A 22,841-nucleotide genomic window follows, 5' to 3' on the forward strand; every position below is an offset into this window, starting at 1 on the left:
CGCCGCGATTCGCCCCACGGCCGGTGGCGGCACCGTGGGGACCGGCCGTGGACGGGGTGGTGACTAGGATCGCGAGGAGCGGGGTTGGGCAGGGAGCGGGATGTCCGGGGGAGGCGCGGTGCCGACGATCAACGACGTCGCACGGGCGGCCGGCGTGTCGCCCAGCACGGTGTCGTACGTGTTGAGCGGCCGCCGTCCGATCTCCGCCGAGACCCGGGCCCGGGTCCAGGCCGCCATCGCCGAGCTCGGCTTCCACCCGCACGCCGGCGCCCGGGCGCTGGCCAGCAGCAAGACCAACGTGCTGGCCCTGGTGGCACCGCTGCGGCTGGACGTGAACGTGCCGGTCATCATGCAGTTCGCGACGGCCGTGGTGACCGCGGCCCGGTCGTTCAACCACGACGTGCTGCTGCTGACCAAGGACGAGGGGACCGCCGGGCTGGAGCGGGTGGCGCACAGCACGATGGTGGACGCGCTGATCCTGATGGACATCGAGCGCGACGACCTGCGGCTGCCCGCCATCCGGCGGCTCAAGCAGCCGTCGGTGCTGATCGGACTGCCGGCCGACCACGCCGGGATCGCCTGCGTCGACCTGGATTTCGAGGCGGCCGCCGCCCTCGCCCTGCGGCACCTGGCCGGGCACGGGCATCGGCGGATCGGGCTGATCGGTCCGTCGCCCGCGGTGTACCAGCGGCAGACGACGTACGCCGATCGCTTCCTGACCGGTTTCCTGCGCGCCTCCGCGGAACTGGGGCTGCGGACCGTGAGCCACCCGTGCGAGCCCGGCGCCGACGGCGTCCGGGCCGCGCTGGCCGACCTCGACACCGAGTTGCCCGGGCTCACCGCCCTGGTGGTGCACAACGAGGAGGCGCTGCGGCCGCTGCTCGACCTGCTGCACGCGGCCGGCCGGCGGGTGCCGCAGGACATCTCGATCGTCGCGCTCTGCCCGCGGGACGTGGCGGTCGCGATGCCGGTCGCCCTGACGTCGATCGACATCCCGGCGCACGACGTCGGGACCATCGCGGTGGAGACCGCGATGCGGTTGCTGGACAACCGCCGGGTCGAGTTCACCCGACTGCTCGAGCCGAGCCTGGCCGAGCGGGACAGCTGCCGCGAAATCCCGCCGTCACACCGTTGACATCTGCGTCCCCGGTTCCCTAGCGTCTGCGGCAAGGCCATTGTCGAAGCGCTTCGACAATGCGACGAGCGGGTCGAAGCGCTTCGACAGTTCCCTTTCAGCTTCCCCCTGGGAGGACACTCATGACACTCACCCGACGTGGGCTGCTCACCGGCGCCCTCGCGACGACCACTTCCGTCGCCCTGGCCGCCTGTGGCGGCGGTGGTTCGTCCGACGACGGTGCCGACGCCAAGACCCTCACCCTCTGGCACTACGAAGGCCCGACCAGCGCGATGGGCATCGCCTGGAACAGGGCGATCGAGATCTTCAAACAGAAGCACCCGGGCGTCGAGGTGAAGTTCGAGGAGAAGAGCTTCGAGCAGATCCAGCAGAACGCCCAGATGATCCTCAACTCGGACAGCGCGCCGGACATCCTGGAGTACAACAAGGGCAACGCCACCGCCGGCCTGCTCGCCAAGCAGGGCCTGCTGACCGACCTGACCGACGAGGCGACCAGGCGCGGCTGGGACAAAAAGCTCAGCGCCAGCCTGCAGACCACCGCCAAGTACACCGACCAGGGCATCATGGGCAGCGGCAAGTTCTTCGGCGTGCCCAACTACGGCGAGTACGTCATGGTCTATTACAACAAGGCACTGTTCGACAAATTCAAGATCGCGGTGCCCACCACCCTGGACCAGTTCACCGCGGCGATGGACACCTTCGTCAAGAACAGGGTCACCCCGCTCGCGGTCGGCGGCGCCGAGTACCCGGCCCAGCAGATCTTCTACGAGCTCGCGCTCGCCAAGGCCGACCGGGCCTTCGTCGACGACTACCAGCTGTACAAGAACAAGGTGGACTTCAACGGGCCGGTGCTCAGCTACGGCGCGCAGACCTTCGCCGACTGGGTGTCCAAGGGCTACCTCGCCAAGGACGCGGCCGGGATCAAGGCCGAGGACATGGGCGTCTCCTGGGAGCAGGGCAGGTTCCCGATCCTGATCAGCGGCTCCTGGTGGTACGGCCGGTTCGCCAAAGAGGTGAAGAACTTCGACTGGGGCACCTTCCTGTTCCCCGGCAACACGCTGCACCCCGGCTCCAGCGGCAACCTGTGGGTCGTCCCGGCGAAGAGCAGGGCCAAGAGCCTGGCGTACGACTTCATCGACATCACCATGTCGCCCGAGATCCAGAACCTGCTGGGCAACAGCGGCGGCGTGCCGGTGGCGGCCGACCCGGCGGCGATCACCGATCCGAGGAACAAGGAGCTGATCGAGAACTTCACCAGGCTCACCACCTCGGACGCTCTGGCGTTCTACCCGGACTGGCCGGCCCCCGGCTACTACGACGTCATGGTCGCCGGCGTGCAGGGGCTGATCAACGGCTCCAAGACCCCGAAGGCGTTCCTCGACGAGGTCGCCAAGCCGTACCACGAGAACCTGGCCGACCTCGGCAAGTGATGTCCGGTCGTGGATGGCCCGGACCGGGCCGCCCACGACGGAGAAAGGTTCCCGGTCGTGAAGAATCGCGGATACGCCGTCTATCTCCTGCCCGGACTCGTCGCCTCCACCGCGGTGATCGTCGTCCCGCTGGTGATGACGATCTACATCAGCTTCACCCGGTGGACCGGGATCGGCAGCCCCCGCTGGGTCGGCTTCGGCAACTACACCCGGCTCTTCGCCGACGCCAACTTCTGGGCCTCGTTCGGCCACATCGTCCTGCTGATCCTGGCGATGGCCGTGGTGCCGACCCTCCTCGGGTTGGTGCTGGCCGCGGTGCTGTTCGACTACGTGGCCAAGAAGTTCAGCGACCGCTGGGCGTCGATCCTGCGCTCCGGCTACTACCTGCCGCAGGTGCTCCCGGTGGCGGTGACCGGCATCATCTGGGGCTGGATCCTGCACCCCGGTTACGGCGCGCTGAACCGGATCCTGGAGACGATCGGGCTGGGCTCGCTGTCCCGCAACTGGCTCGGCGATCCGAAGTACGCCCTGTACAGCGTGATGGCGGTGATGATCTGGTGCCAGCTCGGCTACCCGATCGTCATGTTCATGTCCGGGCTGCAGCGCATCGACCCCGAGCTGTACGAGGCGGCCGACCTGGACGGCGCCTCCTGGTGGCAGCGGTTCCGGAGGATCACCATCGCGATGATCCGGCCCGAGCTGTACGTCGTACTGGTCACCACCACGATCGCCTCGCTCAAGATCTTCGGGCAGATCTTCGTGCTGACCCGCGGTGGCCCCAGCAACGCGACGCTGGTCCCGTCGTACTTCGCCTACAAGAACTTCTTCGAGAAAGCCCAGGTCGGGTACGGGTCGGCGATCTCCACCGTGCTCACCGTCCTGATCGTGATCCTCGCGATCGTCTTCCTGCGCCTGCAGAACCGTGCCGAGCGGAGCTGAACCACCGATGACCGTCACCGCCACGCGCGCACCGCGGACCCGCATCCCGGAACGTGTCCCGCTGCGCGGACGCCACCCGGGCCGCTTCCTGATCCTGACCCTGCTGCTCGTCCTGCTCCTGCTCGTCGTCGCACCGCTGCTGGTGATCGCGGTCAACGCGGTGAAGAGCCCGGCCGACTACGCCGCGCACGGCCCGCTCGCGCTGCCGCACCACCTCTACCTCCAGGGCATCGTCGACTTCTGGAACCGGGTCGACTTCGGGCTCAAACTCTGGAACAGCTTCATCACCAGCCTGGTGGTGGCGGTCCTCGGCGTGATCCTGTCGGTGTTCAACGCGTACGCCCTGGGCATCGGCCGGATCCAGGGCCGGATCTGGTTCCTGGTCTTCTTCCTGATCGCCAACCTGCTGCCGCAGGAGGTGCTGGTCTACCCGCTGTACTACCTGTCGAAGCAGCTCGGCCTCTACGACAGCCTGTTCTCCATCGTCATCATCTTCACCGTCATCCAGAGCGCCTTCGGCACGTACCTGCTCACCTCGGTCTACACCGAGTTCCCCAGGGAGTTGCTGGAGGCGGCGGCGATCGACGGCGCCGGGAAGTGGCGCGCGCTGTGGCGGGTGGTTGTCCCGGTCAGCCGGCCCACCCTCGCGGTGCTGTTCACGTTCTTCTTCATCTGGACGTGGAACGAGTTCTTCCTGCCGCTGATCTTCCTGATCTCCAACGACAACCAGACCGTCCCGGTGGCCCTCGGCGTGCTGCAGGGCGACCGGATGATGGACGCCACGACCACCAGCGCGTCCGCGCTGATCGGCATCATCCCGGCGATGGTCTTCTTCCTGATCTTCCAGCGGACCCTCACGCGCGGCATCGCCGCCGGCGCCATCAAGTGATCTTGAGAAAAAAGGACACCCACACATGAGGTTCACCGACGGCTACTGGCGTAAGCGCGACGGCCTCACCGTCGTGCACCCCGCTCACCTGCAGGACAGCGTTCCCGGGCCGGACTCGCTGACCGTCTACGCCGCCACCCGGCGGGTGCGCGACCGGGGCGACACCCTGGACGCGCCGCTGATCACGGTCACCCTGACCGCGCCGATGGACGACGTCATCCGGGTCACCGTCGAACACTTCCAGGGCGGTGTCGCCAAGGGTCCGGAGTTCACCATCGGCGGGCAGCCGGCCGACGTCACGGTCACCGCGTCGACGTTCACCTCCGGGACGCTGACCGCCCGGGTCGACACCGGCGACGACTGGGGACTCGACTTCCTGGCCGGCGACCGGCGGATCACCGGCAGTGGCGGGAAGGGGATGGGCGTCGTCTCCGGGCCGGCCGGCGACTTCGTCCACGAGCAGCTGGACCTCGGGGTGGGGGAGGTCGTCTACGGCCTCGGCGAACGGTTCGGGCCCCTGGTCAAGAACGGTCAGAGCATCGACATCTGGAACGAGGACGGCGGCACCAGCAGCGAGCAGGCGTACAAGAACGTCCCGTTCTACCTGACCAGCGCCGGCTACGGGGTGCTCGTCGACCACCCGGGCAGGGTCTCCTTCGAGGTGGCCTCCGAGATGGTCACCCGCACCCAGTTCAGCGTCGCCGGGCAGCGCCTCTCCTACCTGATCATCAACGGTCCGACGCCGGCCGACGTGATCCGCCGGTACACCGCGCTGACCGGGCGGCCCGCGCTGCCCCCGGCCTGGTCCTTCGGGCTGTGGCTGACCACCTCGTTCACCACGTCGTACGACGAGGAGACGGTCAACAGGTTCGTCGACGGGATGGCCGACCGGGACCTGCCGCTGAGCGTGTTCCACTTCGACACGTTCTGGATGCGCGAGTTCAACTGGTGCGACTTCGAGTGGGACACCCGGATCTTCCCGGACCCGGCCGGCATGCTGAAACGACTGGCCGGCCGGGGGCTCAGGGTCTGCCTGTGGATCAACCCGTACATCGCCCAGCGATCCCCGCTGTTCGCCGAGGGCAAGGCCGGCGGCTACCTGGTGCGCACCACCGGCGGCGACGTCTGGCAGTGGGACCGCTGGCAGGCCGGCATGGCGCTGGTCGACTTCACCAACCCCGAGGCCCGGCAGTGGTACGCCGCGAAACTGCGCGCCCTCACCGAGATGGGCGTGGACGCGTTCAAGTCGGACTTCGGCGAGCGGATCCCGGTCGACGGCATCGCCTGGCACGACGGCTCCGACCCGGAACGTATGCACAACTACTACACGCAGCTGTACAACCGGGTGGTCTTCGACGTGCTGCGGGAAGCGCGCGGCGAGGGCGAGGCGGTGCTGTTCGCCCGCTCCGCCACGGTCGGCGGCCAGCAGTTCCCGGTCCACTGGGGCGGCGACAACACCGGCAACTTCGCCTCGATGGCGGAGAGCCTGCGCGGTGGCCTGTCCCTGATGTCGTCCGGTTTCGGCTTCTGGAGCCACGACATCGGCGGCTTTGAAGGCCTGCCCGACCCGGCCGTCTTCAAACGCTGGGTGGCGTTCGGCCTGCTGTCCTCGCACAGCCGGCTGCACGGCTCCAAGTCGTACCGCGTCCCGTGGAACTTCGACGAGGAATCCGTCGACGTGCTCCGCACCTTCACCCACCTCAAACACCGATTGATGCCGTACGTCTTCGGCGCCGCCCGCGAAGCACACCTGACCGGCCTGCCGGTGATGCGCCCGCTGTACCTGGCGTTCCCCGACGACCCGGCCGTCGCCTACCTGGACCGGCAGTACCTGCTCGGCGGTGACCTGCTGGTCGCCCCGGTGTTCAGCGCCGCCGGCGACGTCCGCTACTACGTGCCCGCGGGCCGCTGGACCCACTACCTGACCGGCGAGATCGTCGAAGGACCCGGCTGGGTCCGCGAGACCCACGACTTCTTCAGCGTCCCCCTGCTGGTCCGCCCGGGCGCGGTGATCCCGGTCGGCGCCCGCCACGACCGCCCCGACTACGACTACCGCGACGGCGTCACGCTGCGCCTGTGTGAACCGCCGGCGGACCGGGTCGCGGTGGTCGTCCCCGGGCCGTCCGGCGCGGACACGGTGTTCACGGTCGCTCGCGAGGGCGACGAGATCCGGATCGGGCGCTCCGGCGACGCCTTGCCGTGGCGGGTCCAACTCGGTTCCGGCATCACCGAACTGCGGGCCGATCAGGACAGCTGCACCCTGGCCCTGGGTTAGTCGTTGCCGCGACGACCGGACCAGGGCCTGACCAGGGGGAGACAGGCGATCGTCGCCAGCCCGGCGGCGGCGATCGCCAAGCCCGGGGTGGTGAGCTGGGCGGCGGCGCCGAAGACCAGGGGGCCGAGCCCCTGCAGCGTCATCGCACCGGTGCTGAGGAGCGCGAACGACTGCCCGCGCGACTCGGCGGGCACCGCCTGGAGAAACGGTTGCTGCAGACCCACGCCGTAGGCGAAACCGAAGCCGGCGAGCACGAGCAGCGCAACGGACGCCGGGAAAGCGACGGCGCCGAGCGCGAGCAGCGGCGCACCCGTCAGCAGCATCAGAGGTGCGACCAGTCGTGGCCGGTGGGCGGGGCGGACGAGCCGGCCCATCACCAGCTCGCCGGCGAACATGCCGGCGGGCGACGCGGCCAGGAGCACACTGGCAGCCGCACCGGGAAAGCCTCGCCCGGAGGCGAAAGCCACCAGCAGGCCGTCGGTGCCCATCATGGACGCGGCCGGCAGCCACTGCGCGAGCAGCAGCCGCCGGACCGGTCCGTTGCTCAGCAGTGTGCCGGCACCGGTGAGGCTCGCCCGCACCGGCGAACCGGTCGACGCCGCGCCGGTCAGGTCCGGCAGCCCGAATCGGACGGTCACGGCGGCGACCGCGTGGCAGCCGGCGCCGATCAGCAGCGCGTGGCGTGCGCCGATCGCCGCAACCGCGGCGCCGCCGAGGGCCAGACCGAGCAGTTGCGCGCCGGCCGATGCGGCGTTGAACAGCGAACGGCCCAGTGGCGCAGACCATCGATCAAGATCTTTTACAGGTTCGCTCTCAGCCCCTTCCCGCCGTCCGCGAAGAGATCGACTGGTACTTGGCGCGCTGTCCGGACGCCACGTCGCCGGCACGTTCCATCCTGCTCGCCGGCGATGTGCTCGACCGCCTGGCGGACTTCCTCGCCCGCGCCTGGACGTGCTGCTGTCCGACGACTGGCCACGTCTGCGCGCCGTCTGCGAACGCGACGTCGTGCACCGTTCCGGCGAGTTGGGTCGTGCCGGGTGGACTGCCGCGCTCGCCGGTGTCTCGTCCCAGGTCCGCTGGCGCGAGGGCACGATCGAGGCGGCCGGCCGCTCGGGCGGCACGGTGTCGCTCGACGGCGAGAGCCTCCTGCTCGTGCCCTCGGTCACCATCTGGCCCGGCGTCGCCGTCTTCGCCGACGACCCCTGGCCCAAGGCGATCGTCCATCCCGCCCGCGGGAGCGCGACGCTCTTCGACCCCGCGCCGCCGGCCGCCTCGCTGGCAGCTCTGCTCGGCCGGTCACGGGCCCGGCTGATCACCGCTCTGGCGACGCCGACGAGCACGACACAACTGGCGCGGACTCTCGCGCTGGCACCGGGAGCCGTCGGCGATCACCTCGCGATACTGCTCGGCACCGGGCTCGTCGGCAAGGCCAGGTCGGGCCGTTCGGTGTTGTACTCCCGCACGCCTATGGGCGATGCGCTTCTGCACGGCGTGACAGCTGCCACCCCATCGGTCCCTGACGCAGCGGCTCACCGGGAGCGTAGACGGCCGCTGCCGGGGTCGCCTTGACCGGCTGGGCGGGGTGCGGAAAGATGGCGAAGTTACCGACGGGTAACATCAGCGACAGGAGATGCCATGCCCACGCTCGACCGTCAGGACGACGTCTTCATTCTCGACCTCGGTGACTCGGAGAACCGGTTCCACCCCGACTGGCTCGCGGCGGTCGGTGCCGCCCTCGACGAGGTGGAGAAGGCGGACACGCCGAAGGCGCTGGTCACCACGGCGTCCGGGAAGTTCTACTCGAACGGGCTGGACCTGGAGTGGCTCGGCACGCACGGGGACGATTTCGCGCAGTATGCCCAGGACGTACAGAATCTGCTCGCCCGGTTTCTCGCTCTTCCGCTGCCGACCGTGGCGGCGATCCAGGGGCATGCGTTCGCGGCCGGGGCGATGCTGACGCTGACGCACGACTTCCGGGTGATGCGGGCCGACCGCGGGTTCTGGTGCCTGCCCGAGGTGAACATCAGCATCCCGTTCACGCCGGGCATGTCGGCGCTCATCCAGGGACGGCTGGCACCGCAGGTGGCCCACGAGGCGATGACCGCCGGCCGGCGCTACGGCGGGACCGACGCGCGGGCCGCGGCGATCGTCGACCAGGCGGTGGAGGCGGAAGCGGTGCTGCCGACCGCGGTGCGGCTCGCCGCGACGCTGGCCCCGAACGCGGGGGACACGCTCGGCACGATCAAGACCCGGATGTACGCGACCGCGCTGACCGCGTTGCGGGAGCGGGTCACCCGGTAGTTCACGTCGACGACCCGGAATGTCGTCTGATCCCGGGGGTATCGTCCCGCTCGAAGGGGCCGAAGGACCCTGCCCGGCAGGGTCCTGGCCGAGAAGAGTGAGCATCGACGAAGCCTTCCGGGAAGGAAAGATCGTGACCGCTGTGCTCGACCATGAGGACCTGGTGCGCAGGCTGGCCCACCCCGACGACACCGAGGTCGCGAGCCTCGACGCCTGGTGGCGGGCGAACAACTACCTCACCGTCGGCCAGATCTACCTGCAGGGCAATCCGCTGCTGCGGGAGCCGCTGAAGCCGGAGCACATCAAACCCCGGCTGCTCGGGCACTGGGGCACCAGCCCCGGCCTGTCGTTCATCTACGCCCACGTCTCCCGGCTGATCAAGACCACCGGCCAGCAGGCGATCTATCTGGCCGGGCCGGGGCACGGCGGCCCGGCGCTGGTCGCCGCGGGCTACCTGGAGGGGACCTATGCGGAGGTCTACCCCCGGGTCGGGCAGGACGAGGAGGGGCTGCTGCGGCTGTTCCGCCAGTTCTCCAGCCCGGGCGGCATCCCCAGCCACGTATCGGTGACCACGCCCGGCTCGATCCACGAGGGCGGCGAGCTGGGCTATGTGCTGGTGCACGCGTTCGGCTCGGTGATGGACAACCCCGACCTGCTGACCATCGCCGTGGTCGGTGACGGCGAGGCGGAGACCGGGCCCCTGGAGGGCTCGTGGAAGGGCATCTCGTTCATCAACCCGGAGCACGACGGCGCGGTCCTGCCGATCCTGCACCTCAACGGCGCGAAGATCGCCGGCCCGACCGTGCTGGCCCGCAAGGATCCGGCCGAGGTGCGCAAGCTCCTGGAGGGCCACGGTTACGCGATCATCGAGGTCGGCGGCGACGACCTGCCCGGCATGCACCACCGGTTCGCGCAGGCGCTGGCCGAGGCCTGGGGCCGGATCCGGGCCATCCAGGCGGCGGCGCGCGGCGGGGCCGGGGACGGCCGGCGTCCACACTGGCCGCTGATCATCCTGCGCACGCCGAAGGGCTGGACCGGCCCGCAGACGGTCGACGGGGTGACCGTGGGCGGCACCTGGCGCGCCCACCAGGTCCCGCTCTCCGGGGTCAAGGACAACCCGGACCACCTGCGGATGCTCGAGGAGTGGCTGCGCTCCTACCGGCCGGACGAGCTGTTCGACGCCACCGGTGCGCCCACCGGCCCGGTCCGTGACCTGGCGCCCGAGGGCGACCTGCGGATGAGTGCCAGCCCGCACGCCAACGGCGGCCGGCTCACCCGGGATCTGGACCTGCCCGACTTCCGGGACTATGCGGTCGAGGTGAAGACGCCGGCCGCCGGGCGCGCCGAGTCGACCCGCAAGCTGGGCGAGATGATGCGCGACATCTACACGCGCAACGACGACCGGTTCCGGCTGTTCTGCCCCGACGAGACGAACTCGAACCGGCTCGGCGCCGTCTTCGAGGTCTCCGACCGGGCCTTCATGGAGACCGTCACCCCGGACGACGTGCAGCTCAGCCCCACCGGCCGGGTGATGGAGGTGCTCTCCGAGCACAACTGCCACGGCTGGCTGGAGGGTTACACGCTGACCGGGCGGCACGGCATGTTCGCCACCTACGAGGCCTTCGCGATGGTCAGCGCGTCGCAGACGATCCAGCACGGCAAGTGGCTGCAGGAGGCCTCGCACCTGCCCTGGCGGGCCAAGGTGCCGAGCCTCAACATCCTGCTCACCTCGACCGCCTGGCGCAACGACCACAACGGCTTCTCGCACCAGGGCCCCGGTCTGATCCAGAACGTGCTCACCCAGCGCGGCGACGTCGCCCGCGTCTACCTGCCGCCGGACGCGAACACGCTGCTGTCGGTGGCCGACCACTGCTTCCGCTCCCGGTCGTACATCAACCTGATCGTCATCGACAAGCAGCCGCAGCTGCAGTGGCTCGACATGGACCAGGCGATCGACCACTGCGCCAAGGGGGCCGGCATCTGGGAGTGGGCCGGCACCGACGACGGCAACAGCGACCCGGACATCGTGCTGGCCTGCGCCGGCGACGTGGTCACCATGGAGACGGTGGCCGCCGCGCGGATCCTGATGGAGCGGCTGCCGCAGCTGAGGACCCGGGTGGTGAACGTGGTCGACCTGATGACGCTGCCGCGGCCCAAGGACCACCCGCACGGCATGAGCGAGACGATGTTCCGCGAGCTGTTCACCGACCACGTCGACGTGGTGTTCTCCTTCCACGGCTACCCGGGGGCGATCCACCAGCTGGTGCACGGCCGGCCGGACGCCGACCGGTTCCGGGTGCGCGGCTTCATCGAGCAGGGCACCACCACCACGCCGTTCGACATGACGGTGCGCAACAAGGCGTCCCGCTACCACCTGGTGATCGACGCGATCAACAACGCGAGGCGGCTGCCGAGCGGCGCGTCGGAGCTGAAGGCGTGGTGCGAGGCGCAGCTGGAGAAGCACGCGACCTACGTGGTGGAGCACCTGGAGGACATGCCCGAGGTGCGGGATTGGTCACTCCAGGACTGGGCGCAAAGTTGATCTAGGAGGGTTTGAGTGCCTCTCCGCCTTACAAAGTGTGGGCGGAGAGATACTTCACCCTTTCTTTCGACGCCGGATGACGCGAAGGTGAATGACACACGCCTACTCGACGTTGAGGAAGGGGACCCCGGATGGCCGGTACGCTCAGCCCTTGGCCGACGACCCGACAGGGTTCGACGCAACATCCCGTGCCCACGCTGCAATACCTGCTGCGTGCACACGGTCACACGGTCACCGTGGACGGCGTCTTCGGCGCCCAGACCGGTGATGCGGTACGCGCCTATCAGCGCACGAAGGGTCTCCCCGACAACGGCATCGTCTGCGCGGAGACGTGGCTGGCGCTGATCAAGGAGGTCGGACCCGGCGCCCAGGGCAATGCGGTCGCCGGGGTCCAACACAAGTTCCGCCGGGAGTCGGTGCCGGACGGCGAGTTCGGCCCGGAGACCGAGTCGGCGGTCCGCGCCTTCCAGGCCCGGGCGGGTCTCGACGCCGACGGTGTGGTCGGCCGGCAGACCTGGCAGGCCATCATCGCCGGCCCGGAAACGGGTCCGGAAGCAGCGGGCCCGGAAACGCTGGCCGAGGCCGCCTGATCCCGCTCAGAGGGCGCCGGACTCCCGGCGTCCTCTGACCGCGGCCACCGGGTCGAAGCCGAACGGCAACTCCAGCCGGTGCCCCCGCATCAGGTCCCGGTCGGCCAGCAGCGCGGACGTCGCACCGTCGGCCACGATCCGGCCCGCGTCCAGGATCACCGAGCGCGGGCACAACTCCAGCGCGTACGGCAGATCGTGGGTCACCATCAGCAGCGTGACCGGCAGCGACTCGAGGATCTCGGCGAGCTCCCGGCGGCTGGCCGGATCCAGGTTCGACGACGGCTCGTCCAGGACCAGGATCTCCGGGCGCATCGCCAGCACGGTGGCCACCGCCACCCGGCGGCGCTGGCCGAACGACAGGTGATGCGGGACCTGATCCCGATGCTCGGCCATGCCGACCGCCCGCAGCGCCTCGTCGACGCGGGCCTCGAGCTCGGCGCCGCGTACGCCGCAATTGGCCGGGCCGAAAGCGACATCCTCCGCGACCGACGGCATGAACAGCTGGTCGTCGGGGTCCTGGAAGACGATGCCGACCCGGCGGCGGACCTCGGCGATCGCGGCCCGGTCGCCCGGGGTGACCGGCAGTCCGGAGACCTCGACCTGTCCGCCCCCGCCGTGCAGGATGCCGTTGAGGTGCAGCACCAGAGTGGTCTTGCCGGCGCCGTTCGGGCCGAGCAGCGCGACCCGTTCGCCGGCGGCGAGGGTCAGGTCGACGCCGCGCAGCGCGGCCCGGCCGTCCGGGTAGGAGTAGTGCAACCCGGTGATCCGCAGCGCGGTCATCCGAGCACCCCCGCGGCGACCGCGATGCCGGCGGTGAGCAGCGGCAGTACCGCGGAGACCGCCCACTGCCCGGCCGGCGCGACCGGCCCGGTCAGCTGTGGCATCCGCCCGGTGTAGCCGCGCGACACCATCGCCAGGTAGACCCGCTCGCCCCGCTCGTAGGAGCGCAGGAACAGCGAACCCACGCCGACCGCGAACGCCTTGACCTGCCACAGGAACCGTGGATCGTAGCCGCGGGACAGCCGGGCGATCCGCATCCGCCGGGCGTCGTCGGCGAGCACGTCGATGTAGCGCAGCATGAACGTGGCGATCTGGGTGAACACCGACGGCACCCGCAGCCGGTCCAGCCCGAGGATCAGGTCACGCATCGTGGTGGTGGCGGCCAGCAGCAGCGAGGCGAGCACGCCCAGGGTGCCCTTGGCGAAGATGTTCCACGCCCCGTGCAGCCCGTCGACCGACAGCGACAGGCCCAGCCAGGTGACCCGTGCGCCGTGCCCGAGGACCGGCAGTGCCAGCGCGAGCAGGACGAACGGCAGCTCGATGCTGGCGCGTTTGGCCAGCCACCCCACCGGCACCCGGGCGGCGGCGGCCAGCAGGGCCACCAGGAGGAGGTAGCCGAGGAAGGCGGCGTAGAGCGTCGGTGGCGTGACCACCACGACCACCGTGAACAGCAGCGCCGCCACGATCTTGACCTCGGGCGCCAGCCGGTGCAGGGGGCCCCGCCGGTCCAGATACAGCGGATGCGAGTGCCCCGCCCCCATCCTCAGGACACCTTCCGCCGGCGGACGAGCCAGAACCCGCCCAGCCCGATCCCGAACGTGATCAGCACCCCGGCCACCCCGGCCAGCCCGGTCGACAGCGCCGCATGGTGCAGGCCGCGGATGCCGTACCCGGCGAGCGGGCTGTCCGCCATCTGATGCGCCTGCTCCCGCTGCGCCATGCAGTGCCCGCCGGTGATCCGGCCGGCCGCGTCGAATGTGCAGCCCTGCCGGGCCGTCGCGTCCAGCCCGTCCGGGCTGCCGGACGCGAAATTGCTCACCACGCCGGCCAGCAGCAGGGCGACCAGCAGCCCCGCGGCCAGGAAAAGCTTGCGGTTCACGCGGCCACCTCCACCGGCTTGCGGAATTTCCGGAGCGCGTAGACCAGGTCGGGCCGCACCCGGGCCACGGTCATCACGGTGGTCGCCGCGATGATCCCCTCACCGATCCCGATCAGCACGTGCACCCCGGCCATCGTGCCGGAGATCCACGGCAACGACAGGTCGGTGGTGCCGCCCAGCGCGTACTCCAGGACGAAACCCTGCGAGGCGACCACCACCGAGACGACCGAGGCGACGAACGCGGTCGCGCCCAGCCCGGCCGGACTCTTCGGCAGGATCCGCAGCAGGCCGGCGACCAGCAGATAGCCGGCCGCGGTGCCGAGCAGCGCCATGTTCGTGATGTTCAGCCCGATCGCGGTCAGGCCGCCGTCGGCGAACAGCAGGCACTGCACGATCAGCACGGTCGAGACGCAGAGCGCGCCGACCCACGGCCCGACCAGGATGACCGCGAGCGTGCCGCCCAGCAGGTGCCCGGAGACGCCCGGCAGCACCTGGAAATTCAACATCTGCACGGCGAAGATGAACGCCGCGACCAGCCCGGCCATCGGCGCCAGCCGATCGTCGAGATCGGCCCGCGCCCGCCACACGCACACGGCGAGGGCCGCGACGGCGAGCACGACGAAGGCGGCGGAGACCGGCCCGTTCACGATCCCGTTCGCGATGTGCATCGCTTGCGCGTCCATGGCGCCCCCTCTCGGAGTCAGCATATTAGCGGTGGGTGGCTGTTGCACATCCTTGGCAACTGGAACGAGGGTGATGAAGATCAACTTTAGCGCCCGGAACGGCGGACATCATCAAGATCAACTTTGCGCCCGGGGTGCGGTCACGATCAACCTTGCGCTCCGGATGAAGGGCACGATCAACTTCAAGATCCTGATGTCGTGCGCTGCGGCCGATGACAGACCGCCGCTCCCGCCGAGGGCACCTCCGGGCCGAGCTGGCCGCTACGCGTCCACAACGCTCGGCCCTCCGGCGCTGCACCCGCGGGTGGTCACCGAAACCCGGCTTCGTCACCGATCCGCCGCGGGAAACCGCGCGCCGCGCGTAGCCGGCCCACCGGCGCGCGGAAGACCGCGCGCCGTACATCGCCGGCCCGCTGGCCGGGCACCGCGCGGTGCCCGTATCGGCGGGCGGATGGGCGGCACGGTCCGCGTTCGGAGGCCACGGGCCCTGCTGAAACGGCCGGAGCCGGCGCGGCGCGTTGCGGCCGGAGGACGCGGAGCGTCGGAGTGTGGTGACGCCGGTCGGGGATCGCCGTGCCGAGGGGGCGCGAAGGTCGGGCTTGCCGGGGCCGGGAGGTCGGGCTTGCCGGGGCCGGGAGGTCGGGCTGCCCGTGGCAAGGAGGTCGGGCTGGCCGGGGTCGGGAGGCCGGGCTGGCCGGGGCTGGCCGGGGTTGGCAGGTCGGGCTGGCCGGGCTAGTCGGTGGCGGTCAGGGGGAGGCGGACGGTGGCGATGGTGCCGTCCGGGTGGCCCGCGGTCAGGGTGATCGTGCCGTGGTGCAGCTCGACGATGGCTCGGCTCAGCGCCAGGCCGAGGCCGGCGCCGGGGATGCCGCTGTGCCGGGCGTTGGTGGCGCGGTAGAGGCGGGCGAAGAGGCGATTGCGTTCCTCGGCCGGAATGCCCATCCCGGTGTCGGTGACGACCAGGACCGCGGCGTCCGAGTCGGCGGTCAGGGTGACCGTCACGGTGGAGCCGGGCGGGCTGTATTTGACCGCGTTCCCGATCAGGTTCTCCGCGACCTGCCGCAGGCGGGCCTGGTCGCCGGGGATGTCCAGGCGGTCCGGCAGGTCGGTGCGGACCCGGGCGCCGCCGTCGCCGGCCTCGGCGGTGACCGCGGCGGCCGCGTCGCGCAGCACCGCGGACAGGTCGACGGTGCCGACGGTCAGCCCGGCGTGCCCGGATTCCAGGGCGGACAGGTCGAGGAGGCGTTCCACCAGGGTGCGCAGCCGGGCGTTGTTGCGTTCGATGACCGCGAGCAGGTCGCGGACCTCGCCGATGGTGGTGTCGTCGCCGGACTCGGCGATCAGGTCGGTGTAGGTGGCGATCGACGTGAGCGGGGTGCGCAGCTCGTGCCCGACCAGCGCGATGTACTCCCCGATGCTGGCCGCCAGCTGGTTGGCGAGTTCGTCCGAGCGGCGCCGCTCCAGGTAGGCGCCGAGCAGCCCGGCCACGCCGGTGAGCAGCACGGTCAGCGCCGGTTCCGCATCCTGCCGGTCCGGGGTGAAGAAGGTCAGCACGCCGACCACCTGCTCGGCGCTGAGCACCGGGACCGCTCCGGCCGACCGGTATCCGGTGCCCAGGACCTGGGCCATCACCGGCGAGTCCGGGGCCCGGATGTCGGCCACCCAGATCAGCTCACCGGTCGTCCAGCACCGGCCGGCCACCCCTTCGCCGGGGCGCAGGCTGGGCGGGAGGGGGATCTCCTCGGCACCGGGGGAGAGGTGGGTGACCGCCGGGCGCAGCCGGCCGGACACCTCGTCGACCAGCCAGAACCGCAGGTACGGCCAGTCCAGGCAGGTGGACAGGCTGCGCAGCACGGCCGCGCCGGCGTGTTCCACCTCCCGGGCGTGCACCAGCGCGTGCAGTACCTCGGCCTTGCACTTCTCGTACCGCAGCTGCTGGTGGTCGCCGGTGACGTCGTGCATCGCGGCGACCGCCCCGAGCACGGCTCCGGACGCGTCGCGCACCGGCCGGGCGTTGACGGTCAGCCAGCGCGGCCGCCGCTGCCGGTCGCTGGTCCGCACGTCGGCGTGGTGCACCGGTTCGCCGTGCAGCGCCCGCTCCAGCGCCATCTCGTCCGGCCGCAGCGGGGTCCCGTCGTGGTGGCGCAGCTGGAAGCGGCGCGGCCATTCCCGGATCGGCACGGTGGCGCACTCGTCGCCGAAGAAGTCGCGGACCGCCCGGTTGACGAACACGATGCGGCCGTGTCGGTCGCAGGCCACCGCCCCGCTGTCCAGGCTGCGCATCAGCTCGGACAGGAACGGCCCGTCGGCCGGCACCGGCAGGCAGCCGCGCAGGGTCTCGGTGAGCTCCCGGACGCTGAACGGTTTGGGTACCACCGCGGCGGCGCCGGCCTCGGCCAGCCGGGTGTCGCCGGGCGGCAGGTAGCCGGTGATCAGCACGACCGGCACGTCGGCGGTGGCCGGCGCGGCGCGCAGCGCCCGGCACATCCGCACCCCGTCCAGGTGCGGCATGTCGACGTCGGCGACGATCAGGTCGAACGGCTCGGCGAGGGCGGTGGCGAGCCCGGCCCGGCCGTCATCGGCGACCGTCACGCTGTGGCCGAGCCGGCGGACGATCTCGGCGAGCACCGCCTGATGTTCCGGGTTGTCCTCGACGACCAGCACCGCTGCCATCACCGTACTGTAGGCCGACATAAGCCGCGTAAATGGTTGAAAGAGACGACAGCGCCGTTCAGGTTTCGTCACCCGCCGTTCGTGGGTACCCTCCGCCCGCATATCGGCGACTCGCGGAGTTTCTTGCATGAGTGCGTTGACCGCCTATCTGGACGTCCCTCTGCACCACGGCGCACCCGGCGCGGCCCGGCGCGCGGTGGTCGCCGTTCTCGGTGGCTGGGGTTTCGACGACCCCGACTGGCTGGATGTGACCGCCGTGGTGGTCAGCGAGCTGGTCACCAACGCGGTCCGGCACGGCGGCGGCTGCGTCGCCCTGCAGGTCGAGGCCCACGACCGCCGGGTGATCGTGTCGGTCGCCGACGGTTCCTCGGTGGTGCCCCGGCGGCGCGACCCGGACGGCGCCGGCGGCCGCGGGATCGCCCTGATCGAGGCGCTCGCCGAAGGCTGGACGGTGCACAACCACGAGGGCGGCAAACAGGTGCGGGTGCGGCTGGTGCCCTGCCCCGGCGCCGGCACGCCGATGGCGTCCGGCTCGGCCCGCGGGGACGTCGCATGAGGATCGTCCGCTACGACGGTCCGGGCGCGGTCCGCCTGGCCCTGCACGGCGAGCTGGACCTGGCCACCACCGGCCGGGTGACCGCCGAGGCCGAGGCGGCGCTGGCCACCCCGGGCGTGCGTCGGCTGATCCTGGACGTGGCCGGGCTGACCTTCTGCGACTCGTCGGGCATCGACGCCCTGGTGAACATCCGGACCGCCGCGCAGACCCGGGGCGCCACCTGCCAGGTGGTCGGCGCGCAGGGCATCGTGCACCGATCCATGCAGGCCACCGGGGTACTGGCCCTGCTGTCGGCGCCCGATCGGGGTGCCGCCTGAGCGACCGGCGGGCCGGCACCGTCGTACGGCGCCCTCAGATGCGGAACCGCTGAACAGCGGACCGCAACTGCTCGGCGAGCGTCTCCACCTCGTGCGCCGTCCGGGCGGCCTGACCGGCCGCCGCACGGCTGGCCGCGGTGCTGCTCGCCACGTTGGCGATGTTGCCGGCGATGTCGCTGGCGCCGTTCGCCGCCTCGGTCACCCCGCGGTTCATTTCGGCCGTGGTGGCGCTCTGCTGCTCGACGGCCGACGCGATCGTGGTCTGGTAGTCGCTGATCTGCTCGATGATCCGGCTGATCTCGTCGATGGCGGTCACCGCCTGCCCGGTGTCGCTCTGGATCGCGGCGATCTGCTGGGAGATCTGCTCGGTGGCCCGCGCGGTCTCCTGGGCCAGGTCCTTCACCTCGCTGGCGACCACCGCGAAGCCCTTGCCCGCCTCGCCGGCCCGGGCCGCCTCGATGGTGGCGTTCAGGGCCAGCAGGTTGGTCTGCGCCGCGATCGTGGTGATCACGTCGATCACGTCGCCGATCTGCGCCGACGAGTCGCCGAGCCGGTTGATGGTGGCGCTGGTGGCCCGGGCCGCGGCGACCGCGTCCGTGGCGACCTGCGCGGCGTCGCCGGCGTTGCGGGAGATCTCGCTGATCGCCGAGCCCATCTCGTCGGTGCCGGCGGCGACCGTGTGCACGTTGCCGGACACCCCGGAGGCGCTCGCCGCGGCCAGCCCGGCCTGCTGATCGGCCTCCGCCACCGCCTGGTCGATCTCCTGGCTGACCCGGCGCATCGTCTCGGACGCCTCGGTGAGCCGCACCCCGCTCTCGACGATCTCGACGACGCTGCCGCGGATGCCGGTGATCGCCTCGTCGACGGCCCGGCCCATCACCGCGATCTCGTCGCCGCCGTCGGTGTCGGCGCGCACCGTCAGGTCGCCGCGGGCCATCGCCTGCAGGGTGCTGATCAGCCGGCCGATCGGGCCGGTGACGCTGCGGGTGACCACCACGGTGAGCAGCACGGCCGCGACCACGGCCAGGGCGAACGCGATGATCAGAGCGTTCCGGGCGGTGGCCGCCTGCCGCTGGGCGGTGCGGGTGGCCTGCTCGGCGCGCCCGGTGACCGCGGCGACCAGTTTGTCGGTGCCCTGCACGATCGCGAAGTACAGGTCGTATCCGGGTCCGAGGATCTGTTTGTCGCCGCCCGCCACGTCGCCCTTGGCGTACAGGGCCGCCGCCTGCGAGTCGGCCTTGAAATACTCGTCCCAGGTGGCCGAGAGGGTGTCGAAGAGCTGGCGCTCGGCCGGGGTCATCCGCCCGGTGTCGGTGGCCCGCAGCAGGTCCCGCAGCGCCTGTGCGTCGGCCAGGAAACCGGCGCGGTTCTCGCTGGCCGGGTCGACCGCCTTCCGCGGATCGCCGCGCCGGGTGTCCCAGGCGTATGCGACCTGCCACCCGGAGATGTCCCCGTCGAAGTATTTCTGCTGGTCGACCTGGTGCTGCAGACGCATCAGGTCGCGATTGTCCGCGGCCGCGGTGGACTGCCGGTTCAGCCCGACCGCGCCGATCGCGACCGCCACGCCGAGCAGCACCAGCACGACGGCGAAGGCCACCGACAGGCGGCCACCGAGCCGTAGACGCCGCAGGATCCGCATGTTGTCAGGAGATCACGGTCATCCTCGTGGTGGTGCCCATTCCCGATCCGTCGGACATAACGGTCAGTGTGCCCTCGTGTGCCCGCAGGATCCGCTGGGTGATCGCCAGACCCAGGCCGACCCCGGGAACCGCCTGCTCCCGGGCGAACCGGCCGCGGAAGAACCGCTCGGCCACGTGCGGCAGCTCGTCCGCCGGGATGCCCGCGCCCGCGTCCGCCACGCTCAGCCCGAACTCGTCGGCCAGCACCCGCACCGTGGACCCGGGCGGGCTGAACAGCACACCGTTGCGGATCAGGTGCTCCGCGGCCTGGCTGAGCCGGGTGAAGTCGCCGGGCACCGGGAAGGGCCCGGCGCCCCCGGCCACCTCCAGCACCAGCGACACGTCACGCTGCGCGGCCTGCGGGCGGCACGCGGCCATCGCGGCCTCGGCCACCGTGACCAGGTCGGTCTGCGCCCGCAGCAGCGGCAGCGGGGTGCCGACCGGACGGGTGCCGGCCAGCAGGTGGTCGACCATCCGGACCAGGCGCTCGCCGTTGCGCTGGATCGGTTCGATCATCCTGCGGTACGGGGCCAGCTCCTCGTTGTCGACCAGCAGTTCCAGGTAGCCCTGGATGGTGGTGACCGGGGTGCGCAACTCGTGCGACACGGTGGCGACGAAATCCTCCTCCCGGCTGATCGCCCGGGACAGTTCGTCACCCACCTCGGCCAGCAGCATCCGGTTGCGGACACCGGACAGGTGGCCGGCCGCCTGCCCGGCCATCGTGTGCAGCATGTCCAGCCGCCGGTCCGCGGTGTCCCGCGGCCGGTCGTCGAGCACGCACATGGTGCCCAGGGTGAACCCGTCCTCGTCGACCAGCGGCACCCCGGCGTAGAACCGGATGTGCGGCGCACCGACCACGTTCTCCCAGCTGCGGAAGACCGGGTGGGTGAGCGCGTCGGCGACCACCAGCGGCATCCGCTGATCGACCACCACCCCGCAGAACGAACTGCCCAGCGGCCCGCCGCTGCTCGGCATGCCGGTGCTGCCGGCGAACCACTGCCGGTCCGCCTCGACCAGGGTCACCGTCGACATCGAGGTCTCGAAGACCGAGCCGGCCAGCCGGGTCAGCTCGTCCAGGACCACCGGGCGGGGCGCGTCGAGCAACTGGTAGCTGCGCACCGCCGCGACCCGGGCCGCGTCACCGACTGCGCTCATCTGCATCGTCTCCAGGGCACGAGGTGGCGGGATCTCCGGCGCACAGAAGGTGACTTCGGCGGCCACCGGCCCGGCATGAGGTTTTGACGTAACGCTCAGGGCTCGTCCCACCGTGTCGATACGGTGCGGCACCAAGGTTGAGGAGGACCTGTGCGGACCGAGCTGTACAAGTCGGCGGCCGCCGACGACAAGAAACCCATGGTGCTGGTCGTCGACGACGAGCAGACCGTGCTCGACGCGCTCTCCCTGCAGCTCGGGCGGGAGTTCAACGTGCTCACCGCGCCGGACGGCGAGCGGGCGCTGAAGGTGCTGGCCGAGCACGGCCGGGCCGCCGCGGTGATCAGCGACATGCGGATGCCCGGGATGAACGGCATCGAGCTGCTGCGCCGGGTCCAGATGGAATACCCGGACATCACCCGGGTGCTGCACACCGGCCACGGCGACATGAGCACCGCGGTCGCCGCGATCAACTCCGGCGGCGTCTACCGCTACCTGCCCAAACCGGCCGACACGGACGCGCTGCGCGACGCGATCCGGGCCTCGGTGGCCAAGCACGACGAGGCGATCGCCGACCGGGAACTGCTCGACCGGACGCTGCGGACCAGCGTGAAAGCACTCTTCGGGGTGCTCGAACTGTCCAACCCGCCGGCCTACCGGCGAGCCGGGCGGATCAGCACGCTGGTCGGCGAACTCTGCCACCTCCTGCAGCTCGACGGCCTCTGGGAGATCGAGGTCGCCGCGATGGCCGCGCAACTCGGCGCGGTCGCCGTGCCGGCCGCCACCCTCACCAAGGTGGAACGCGGGCTGCCGCTCAGCGCGGACGAGCAGGCCTCGGTCGACGCCATGCCGCGGATCGCGCTGCGGCTGCTCGGCGACATCCCGATGATGGGCGAGGTGCTGGCCATCGTGCGCGGGCTGACCGGGGCGCCGACCCCGGCCGAGGGGCGCTCGGCGCTGGCCGAGGACGCGATCGCCGTGCTGCGCACGGCGACCGACTACGAGATGCTGGAGAGCCGCGGAGTCAACGCGGTCGACGCGATCACCGCGATCGAGGAGCGCGAGGGGCACTACCCGCATGTCGTGGCGGCGCTGCGGCGACTCAAGGGGGTCCGGGCGGTCAAGGACACCGTCAAGAGCGTGCGGGTGACCGAGCTCGAGGTGGGGATGCGGCTGATCGAGGACGTGGTGGCGACCAACGGGCTGGTGCTGATCGGCAAGGAAACCGTGATCACCGAGCTGATGCTCGACCGTCTGACCAACTTCGCCCGCGCCATCGAACTGATCGAGACGGTGCTCGCCGCCGTCCCCTACCGGGCGAGCTACCAGCCCACCGCCTACGCGGGGCACCGCTGAGCAGGAATGTGAATCCGACCCTGGTCCCGGCTGCCGGGAAGCAGGATGGGCGGATGGAGGACGAACGGCTCGCCACGGTCCGGGCCCGGATCGATGCCATCACCGAACCGGACCCGTCACCCGCCGAGATCGCTCTGGTGCTGCGCCTGCTGCGATCCTTCGCGGCCAAGACCCCCGACGCCGTCGACCGCCTGCTCGATGCCCTCACCAAGGATGATCCCGGCCTGACGCGGGACGAGGCGCACGCGTTGAAGGGCTCGGCCGCGAACATCGGCGCCGCCGCCCTGGCCGCGGTCTGCTCCTCGGTCGAGGACCAGGCCCGCGCCGGTGGCGTCGTGGACCCGGCGGCCGCGGCCGGCCTGATCCGCACCGAGGCCGCCGGAGCGTTGCGCGCCGTGTCCGCCCTGGCCGACGAATACGCCCGGCGCTGCCCCGGGTAGCGAGC

The 22,841-nt window shown here is 71.0% G+C and carries 21 protein-coding genes; 13 read left to right on the forward strand and 8 right to left on the reverse strand.

Annotated elements, in window-relative coordinates; genetic code table 11:
- Positions 1 to 118: 118 nt before the first annotated feature.
- The 5 genes from ACSP50_RS11700 (at position 119) to yicI (ending at position 6,668) form a co-directional block, all read left to right on the forward strand.
- Entirely contained in the window at positions 119 to 1,135 is a 1,017-nt protein-coding gene (locus tag ACSP50_RS11700; protein WP_014689396.1) for a LacI family DNA-binding transcriptional regulator, read from the forward strand.
- A gap of 122 nt (positions 1,136 to 1,257) precedes the next feature.
- Positions 1,258 to 2,565, forward strand: a complete 1,308-nt coding sequence (locus ACSP50_RS11705) for an ABC transporter substrate-binding protein (protein WP_014689397.1) — start codon at positions 1,258 to 1,260, stop codon at positions 2,563 to 2,565.
- Positions 2,566 to 2,622: 57 nt separating this feature from the next.
- Positions 2,623 to 3,504 carry a carbohydrate ABC transporter permease gene (locus tag ACSP50_RS11710; RefSeq protein WP_043513976.1) on the forward strand — a complete coding sequence of 294 codons (882 nt, stop codon included), beginning with the start codon at positions 2,623 to 2,625 and terminating at the stop codon, positions 3,502 to 3,504.
- Between the two features lie 7 nt (positions 3,505 to 3,511).
- Positions 3,512 to 4,393 carry a carbohydrate ABC transporter permease gene (locus tag ACSP50_RS11715; RefSeq protein WP_014689399.1) on the forward strand — a complete coding sequence of 294 codons (882 nt, stop codon included), beginning with the start codon at positions 3,512 to 3,514 and terminating at the stop codon, positions 4,391 to 4,393.
- Between the two features lie 25 nt (positions 4,394 to 4,418).
- A complete protein-coding gene (gene yicI, locus ACSP50_RS11720; RefSeq protein WP_014689400.1) occupies positions 4,419 to 6,668 on the forward strand; it encodes an alpha-xylosidase in 2,250 nt (749 codons plus the stop codon).
- Here the strand turns inward: yicI and ACSP50_RS11725 are convergent.
- On the reverse strand, positions 6,665 to 7,306 hold the full coding sequence (locus ACSP50_RS11725; protein WP_052311561.1) for a hypothetical protein: 642 nt from the start codon (positions 7,304 to 7,306) through the stop codon (positions 6,665 to 6,667). The two genes, yicI and ACSP50_RS11725, sit on opposite strands and share 4 nt — an antisense overlap.
- A 313-nt stretch (positions 7,307 to 7,619) precedes the next feature.
- Here ACSP50_RS11725 and ACSP50_RS11730 point away from each other — a divergent pair, with 313 nt between their 5' ends.
- The 4 genes from ACSP50_RS11730 (at position 7,620) to ACSP50_RS11745 (ending at position 12,101) form a co-directional block, all read left to right on the forward strand.
- Positions 7,620 to 8,237 (forward strand): DUF5937 family protein, encoded by a 618-nt coding sequence (locus ACSP50_RS11730; RefSeq protein WP_014689402.1) that lies wholly within the window; start codon positions 7,620 to 7,622, stop codon positions 8,235 to 8,237.
- Positions 8,238 to 8,303: 66 nt separating this feature from the next.
- Positions 8,304 to 8,969 (forward strand): enoyl-CoA hydratase-related protein, encoded by a 666-nt coding sequence (locus ACSP50_RS11735; RefSeq protein WP_014689403.1) that lies wholly within the window; start codon positions 8,304 to 8,306, stop codon positions 8,967 to 8,969.
- Positions 8,970 to 9,102: 133 nt separating this feature from the next.
- Positions 9,103 to 11,511 carry a phosphoketolase gene (locus ACSP50_RS11740; RefSeq protein ID WP_014689404.1) on the forward strand — a complete coding sequence of 803 codons (2,409 nt, stop codon included), beginning with the start codon at positions 9,103 to 9,105 and terminating at the stop codon, positions 11,509 to 11,511.
- Between the two features lie 188 nt (positions 11,512 to 11,699).
- On the forward strand, positions 11,700 to 12,101 hold the full coding sequence (locus ACSP50_RS11745) for a peptidoglycan-binding protein (protein WP_231956909.1): 402 nt from the start codon (positions 11,700 to 11,702) through the stop codon (positions 12,099 to 12,101).
- 6 nt (positions 12,102 to 12,107) lie between these two features.
- On the opposite strand, the gene ACSP50_RS11750 is transcribed toward ACSP50_RS11745, so the two are convergent.
- From ACSP50_RS11750 to ACSP50_RS11770, 5 genes are all read right to left on the reverse strand, one after another.
- A complete protein-coding gene (locus tag ACSP50_RS11750) occupies positions 12,108 to 12,881 on the reverse strand; it encodes an energy-coupling factor ABC transporter ATP-binding protein (RefSeq protein ID WP_014689406.1) in 774 nt (257 codons plus the stop codon).
- Positions 12,878 to 13,642, reverse strand: coding sequence for a cobalt ECF transporter T component CbiQ (gene cbiQ, locus ACSP50_RS11755; protein ID WP_014689407.1), 765 nt, complete (start codon positions 13,640 to 13,642; stop codon positions 12,878 to 12,880). The genes ACSP50_RS11750 and cbiQ overlap by 4 nt, the downstream gene beginning before the upstream one ends.
- Positions 13,643 to 13,644: 2 nt before the next feature.
- Entirely contained in the window at positions 13,645 to 13,980 is a 336-nt protein-coding gene (locus tag ACSP50_RS11760; protein ID WP_014689408.1) for a PDGLE domain-containing protein, read from the reverse strand.
- Positions 13,977 to 14,663, reverse strand: coding sequence for an energy-coupling factor ABC transporter permease (locus ACSP50_RS11765; RefSeq protein WP_014689409.1), 687 nt, complete (start codon positions 14,661 to 14,663; stop codon positions 13,977 to 13,979). Before ACSP50_RS11765 ends, ACSP50_RS11760 begins: the two co-directional genes overlap by 4 nt.
- Positions 14,664 to 15,395: 732 nt before the next feature.
- Complete coding sequence (locus ACSP50_RS11770) at positions 15,396 to 17,336, reverse strand: ATP-binding protein (RefSeq protein WP_172898750.1); 1,941 nt, start codon at positions 17,334 to 17,336, stop codon at positions 15,396 to 15,398.
- A gap of 127 nt (positions 17,337 to 17,463) precedes the next feature.
- Between ACSP50_RS11770 and ACSP50_RS41760 the strand changes: the two genes are divergently transcribed.
- Both ACSP50_RS41760 and ACSP50_RS41765 read left to right on the forward strand, forming a co-directional pair.
- A complete protein-coding gene (locus ACSP50_RS41760; protein WP_014689411.1) occupies positions 17,464 to 17,892 on the forward strand; it encodes an ATP-binding protein in 429 nt (142 codons plus the stop codon).
- On the forward strand, positions 17,889 to 18,209 hold the full coding sequence (locus tag ACSP50_RS41765) for an STAS domain-containing protein (protein ID WP_014689412.1): 321 nt from the start codon (positions 17,889 to 17,891) through the stop codon (positions 18,207 to 18,209). The genes ACSP50_RS41760 and ACSP50_RS41765 overlap by 4 nt, the downstream gene beginning before the upstream one ends.
- Before the next feature lie 34 nt (positions 18,210 to 18,243).
- On the opposite strand, the gene ACSP50_RS11780 is transcribed toward ACSP50_RS41765, so the two are convergent.
- Together ACSP50_RS11780 and ACSP50_RS11785 are read right to left on the reverse strand one after the other, a co-directional pair.
- On the reverse strand, positions 18,244 to 19,848 hold the full coding sequence (locus ACSP50_RS11780) for a methyl-accepting chemotaxis protein (RefSeq protein WP_014689413.1): 1,605 nt from the start codon (positions 19,846 to 19,848) through the stop codon (positions 18,244 to 18,246).
- Between the two features lie 4 nt (positions 19,849 to 19,852).
- The gene (locus ACSP50_RS11785) at positions 19,853 to 21,109 is read right to left on the reverse strand and encodes a GAF domain-containing sensor histidine kinase (RefSeq protein ID WP_231956910.1); all 1,257 of its coding nucleotides are present in this window, start codon (positions 21,107 to 21,109) and stop codon (positions 19,853 to 19,855) included.
- 84 nt (positions 21,110 to 21,193) lie between these two features.
- Between ACSP50_RS11785 and ACSP50_RS11790 the strand changes: the two genes are divergently transcribed.
- Together ACSP50_RS11790 and ACSP50_RS11795 are read left to right on the forward strand one after the other, a co-directional pair.
- Positions 21,194 to 22,396 carry a response regulator gene (locus ACSP50_RS11790; RefSeq protein WP_014689415.1) on the forward strand — a complete coding sequence of 401 codons (1,203 nt, stop codon included), beginning with the start codon at positions 21,194 to 21,196 and terminating at the stop codon, positions 22,394 to 22,396.
- Between the two features lie 53 nt (positions 22,397 to 22,449).
- Positions 22,450 to 22,836 (forward strand): Hpt domain-containing protein, encoded by a 387-nt coding sequence (locus tag ACSP50_RS11795; RefSeq protein ID WP_014689416.1) that lies wholly within the window; start codon positions 22,450 to 22,452, stop codon positions 22,834 to 22,836.
- The last annotated feature ends 5 nt before the right edge of the window (positions 22,837 to 22,841 follow it).

Origin of the sequence: Actinoplanes sp. SE50/110, assembly GCF_900119315.1 — a bacterium.
GTDB lineage: Bacteria > Actinomycetota > Actinomycetes > Mycobacteriales > Micromonosporaceae > Actinoplanes.

What these genes read in the sequence shown, in the direction of transcription:
- ACSP50_RS11705 (WP_014689397.1), top strand. Translation starts at nt 1,258, where the DNA reads ATGACACTCACCCGACGTGGGCTGCTCACCGGCGCCCTCGCGACGACC.
- ACSP50_RS11715 (WP_014689399.1), top strand. Translation starts at nt 3,512, where the DNA reads ATGACCGTCACCGCCACGCGCGCACCGCGGACCCGCATCCCGGAACGT.
- yicI (WP_014689400.1), top strand. Translation starts at nt 4,419, where the DNA reads ATGAGGTTCACCGACGGCTACTGGCGTAAGCGCGACGGCCTCACCGTC.
- ACSP50_RS11735 (WP_014689403.1), top strand. Translation starts at nt 8,304, where the DNA reads ATGCCCACGCTCGACCGTCAGGACGACGTCTTCATTCTCGACCTCGGT.
- ACSP50_RS11750 (WP_014689406.1), bottom strand. Translation starts at nt 12,881, where the DNA reads ATGACCGCGCTGCGGATCACCGGGTTGCACTACTCCTACCCGGACGGC.
- cbiQ (WP_014689407.1), bottom strand. Translation starts at nt 13,642, where the DNA reads ATGGGGGCGGGGCACTCGCATCCGCTGTATCTGGACCGGCGGGGCCCC.
- ACSP50_RS11765 (WP_014689409.1), bottom strand. Translation starts at nt 14,663, where the DNA reads ATGGACGCGCAAGCGATGCACATCGCGAACGGGATCGTGAACGGGCCG.
- ACSP50_RS11770 (WP_172898750.1), bottom strand. Translation starts at nt 17,336, where the DNA reads ATGGCAGCGGTGCTGGTCGTCGAGGACAACCCGGAACATCAGGCGGTG.
- ACSP50_RS41760 (WP_014689411.1), top strand. Translation starts at nt 17,464, where the DNA reads ATGAGTGCGTTGACCGCCTATCTGGACGTCCCTCTGCACCACGGCGCA.
- ACSP50_RS41765 (WP_014689412.1), top strand. Translation starts at nt 17,889, where the DNA reads ATGAGGATCGTCCGCTACGACGGTCCGGGCGCGGTCCGCCTGGCCCTG.
- ACSP50_RS11780 (WP_014689413.1), bottom strand. Translation starts at nt 19,848, where the DNA reads ATGCGGATCCTGCGGCGTCTACGGCTCGGTGGCCGCCTGTCGGTGGCC.
- ACSP50_RS11795 (WP_014689416.1), top strand. Translation starts at nt 22,450, where the DNA reads ATGGAGGACGAACGGCTCGCCACGGTCCGGGCCCGGATCGATGCCATC.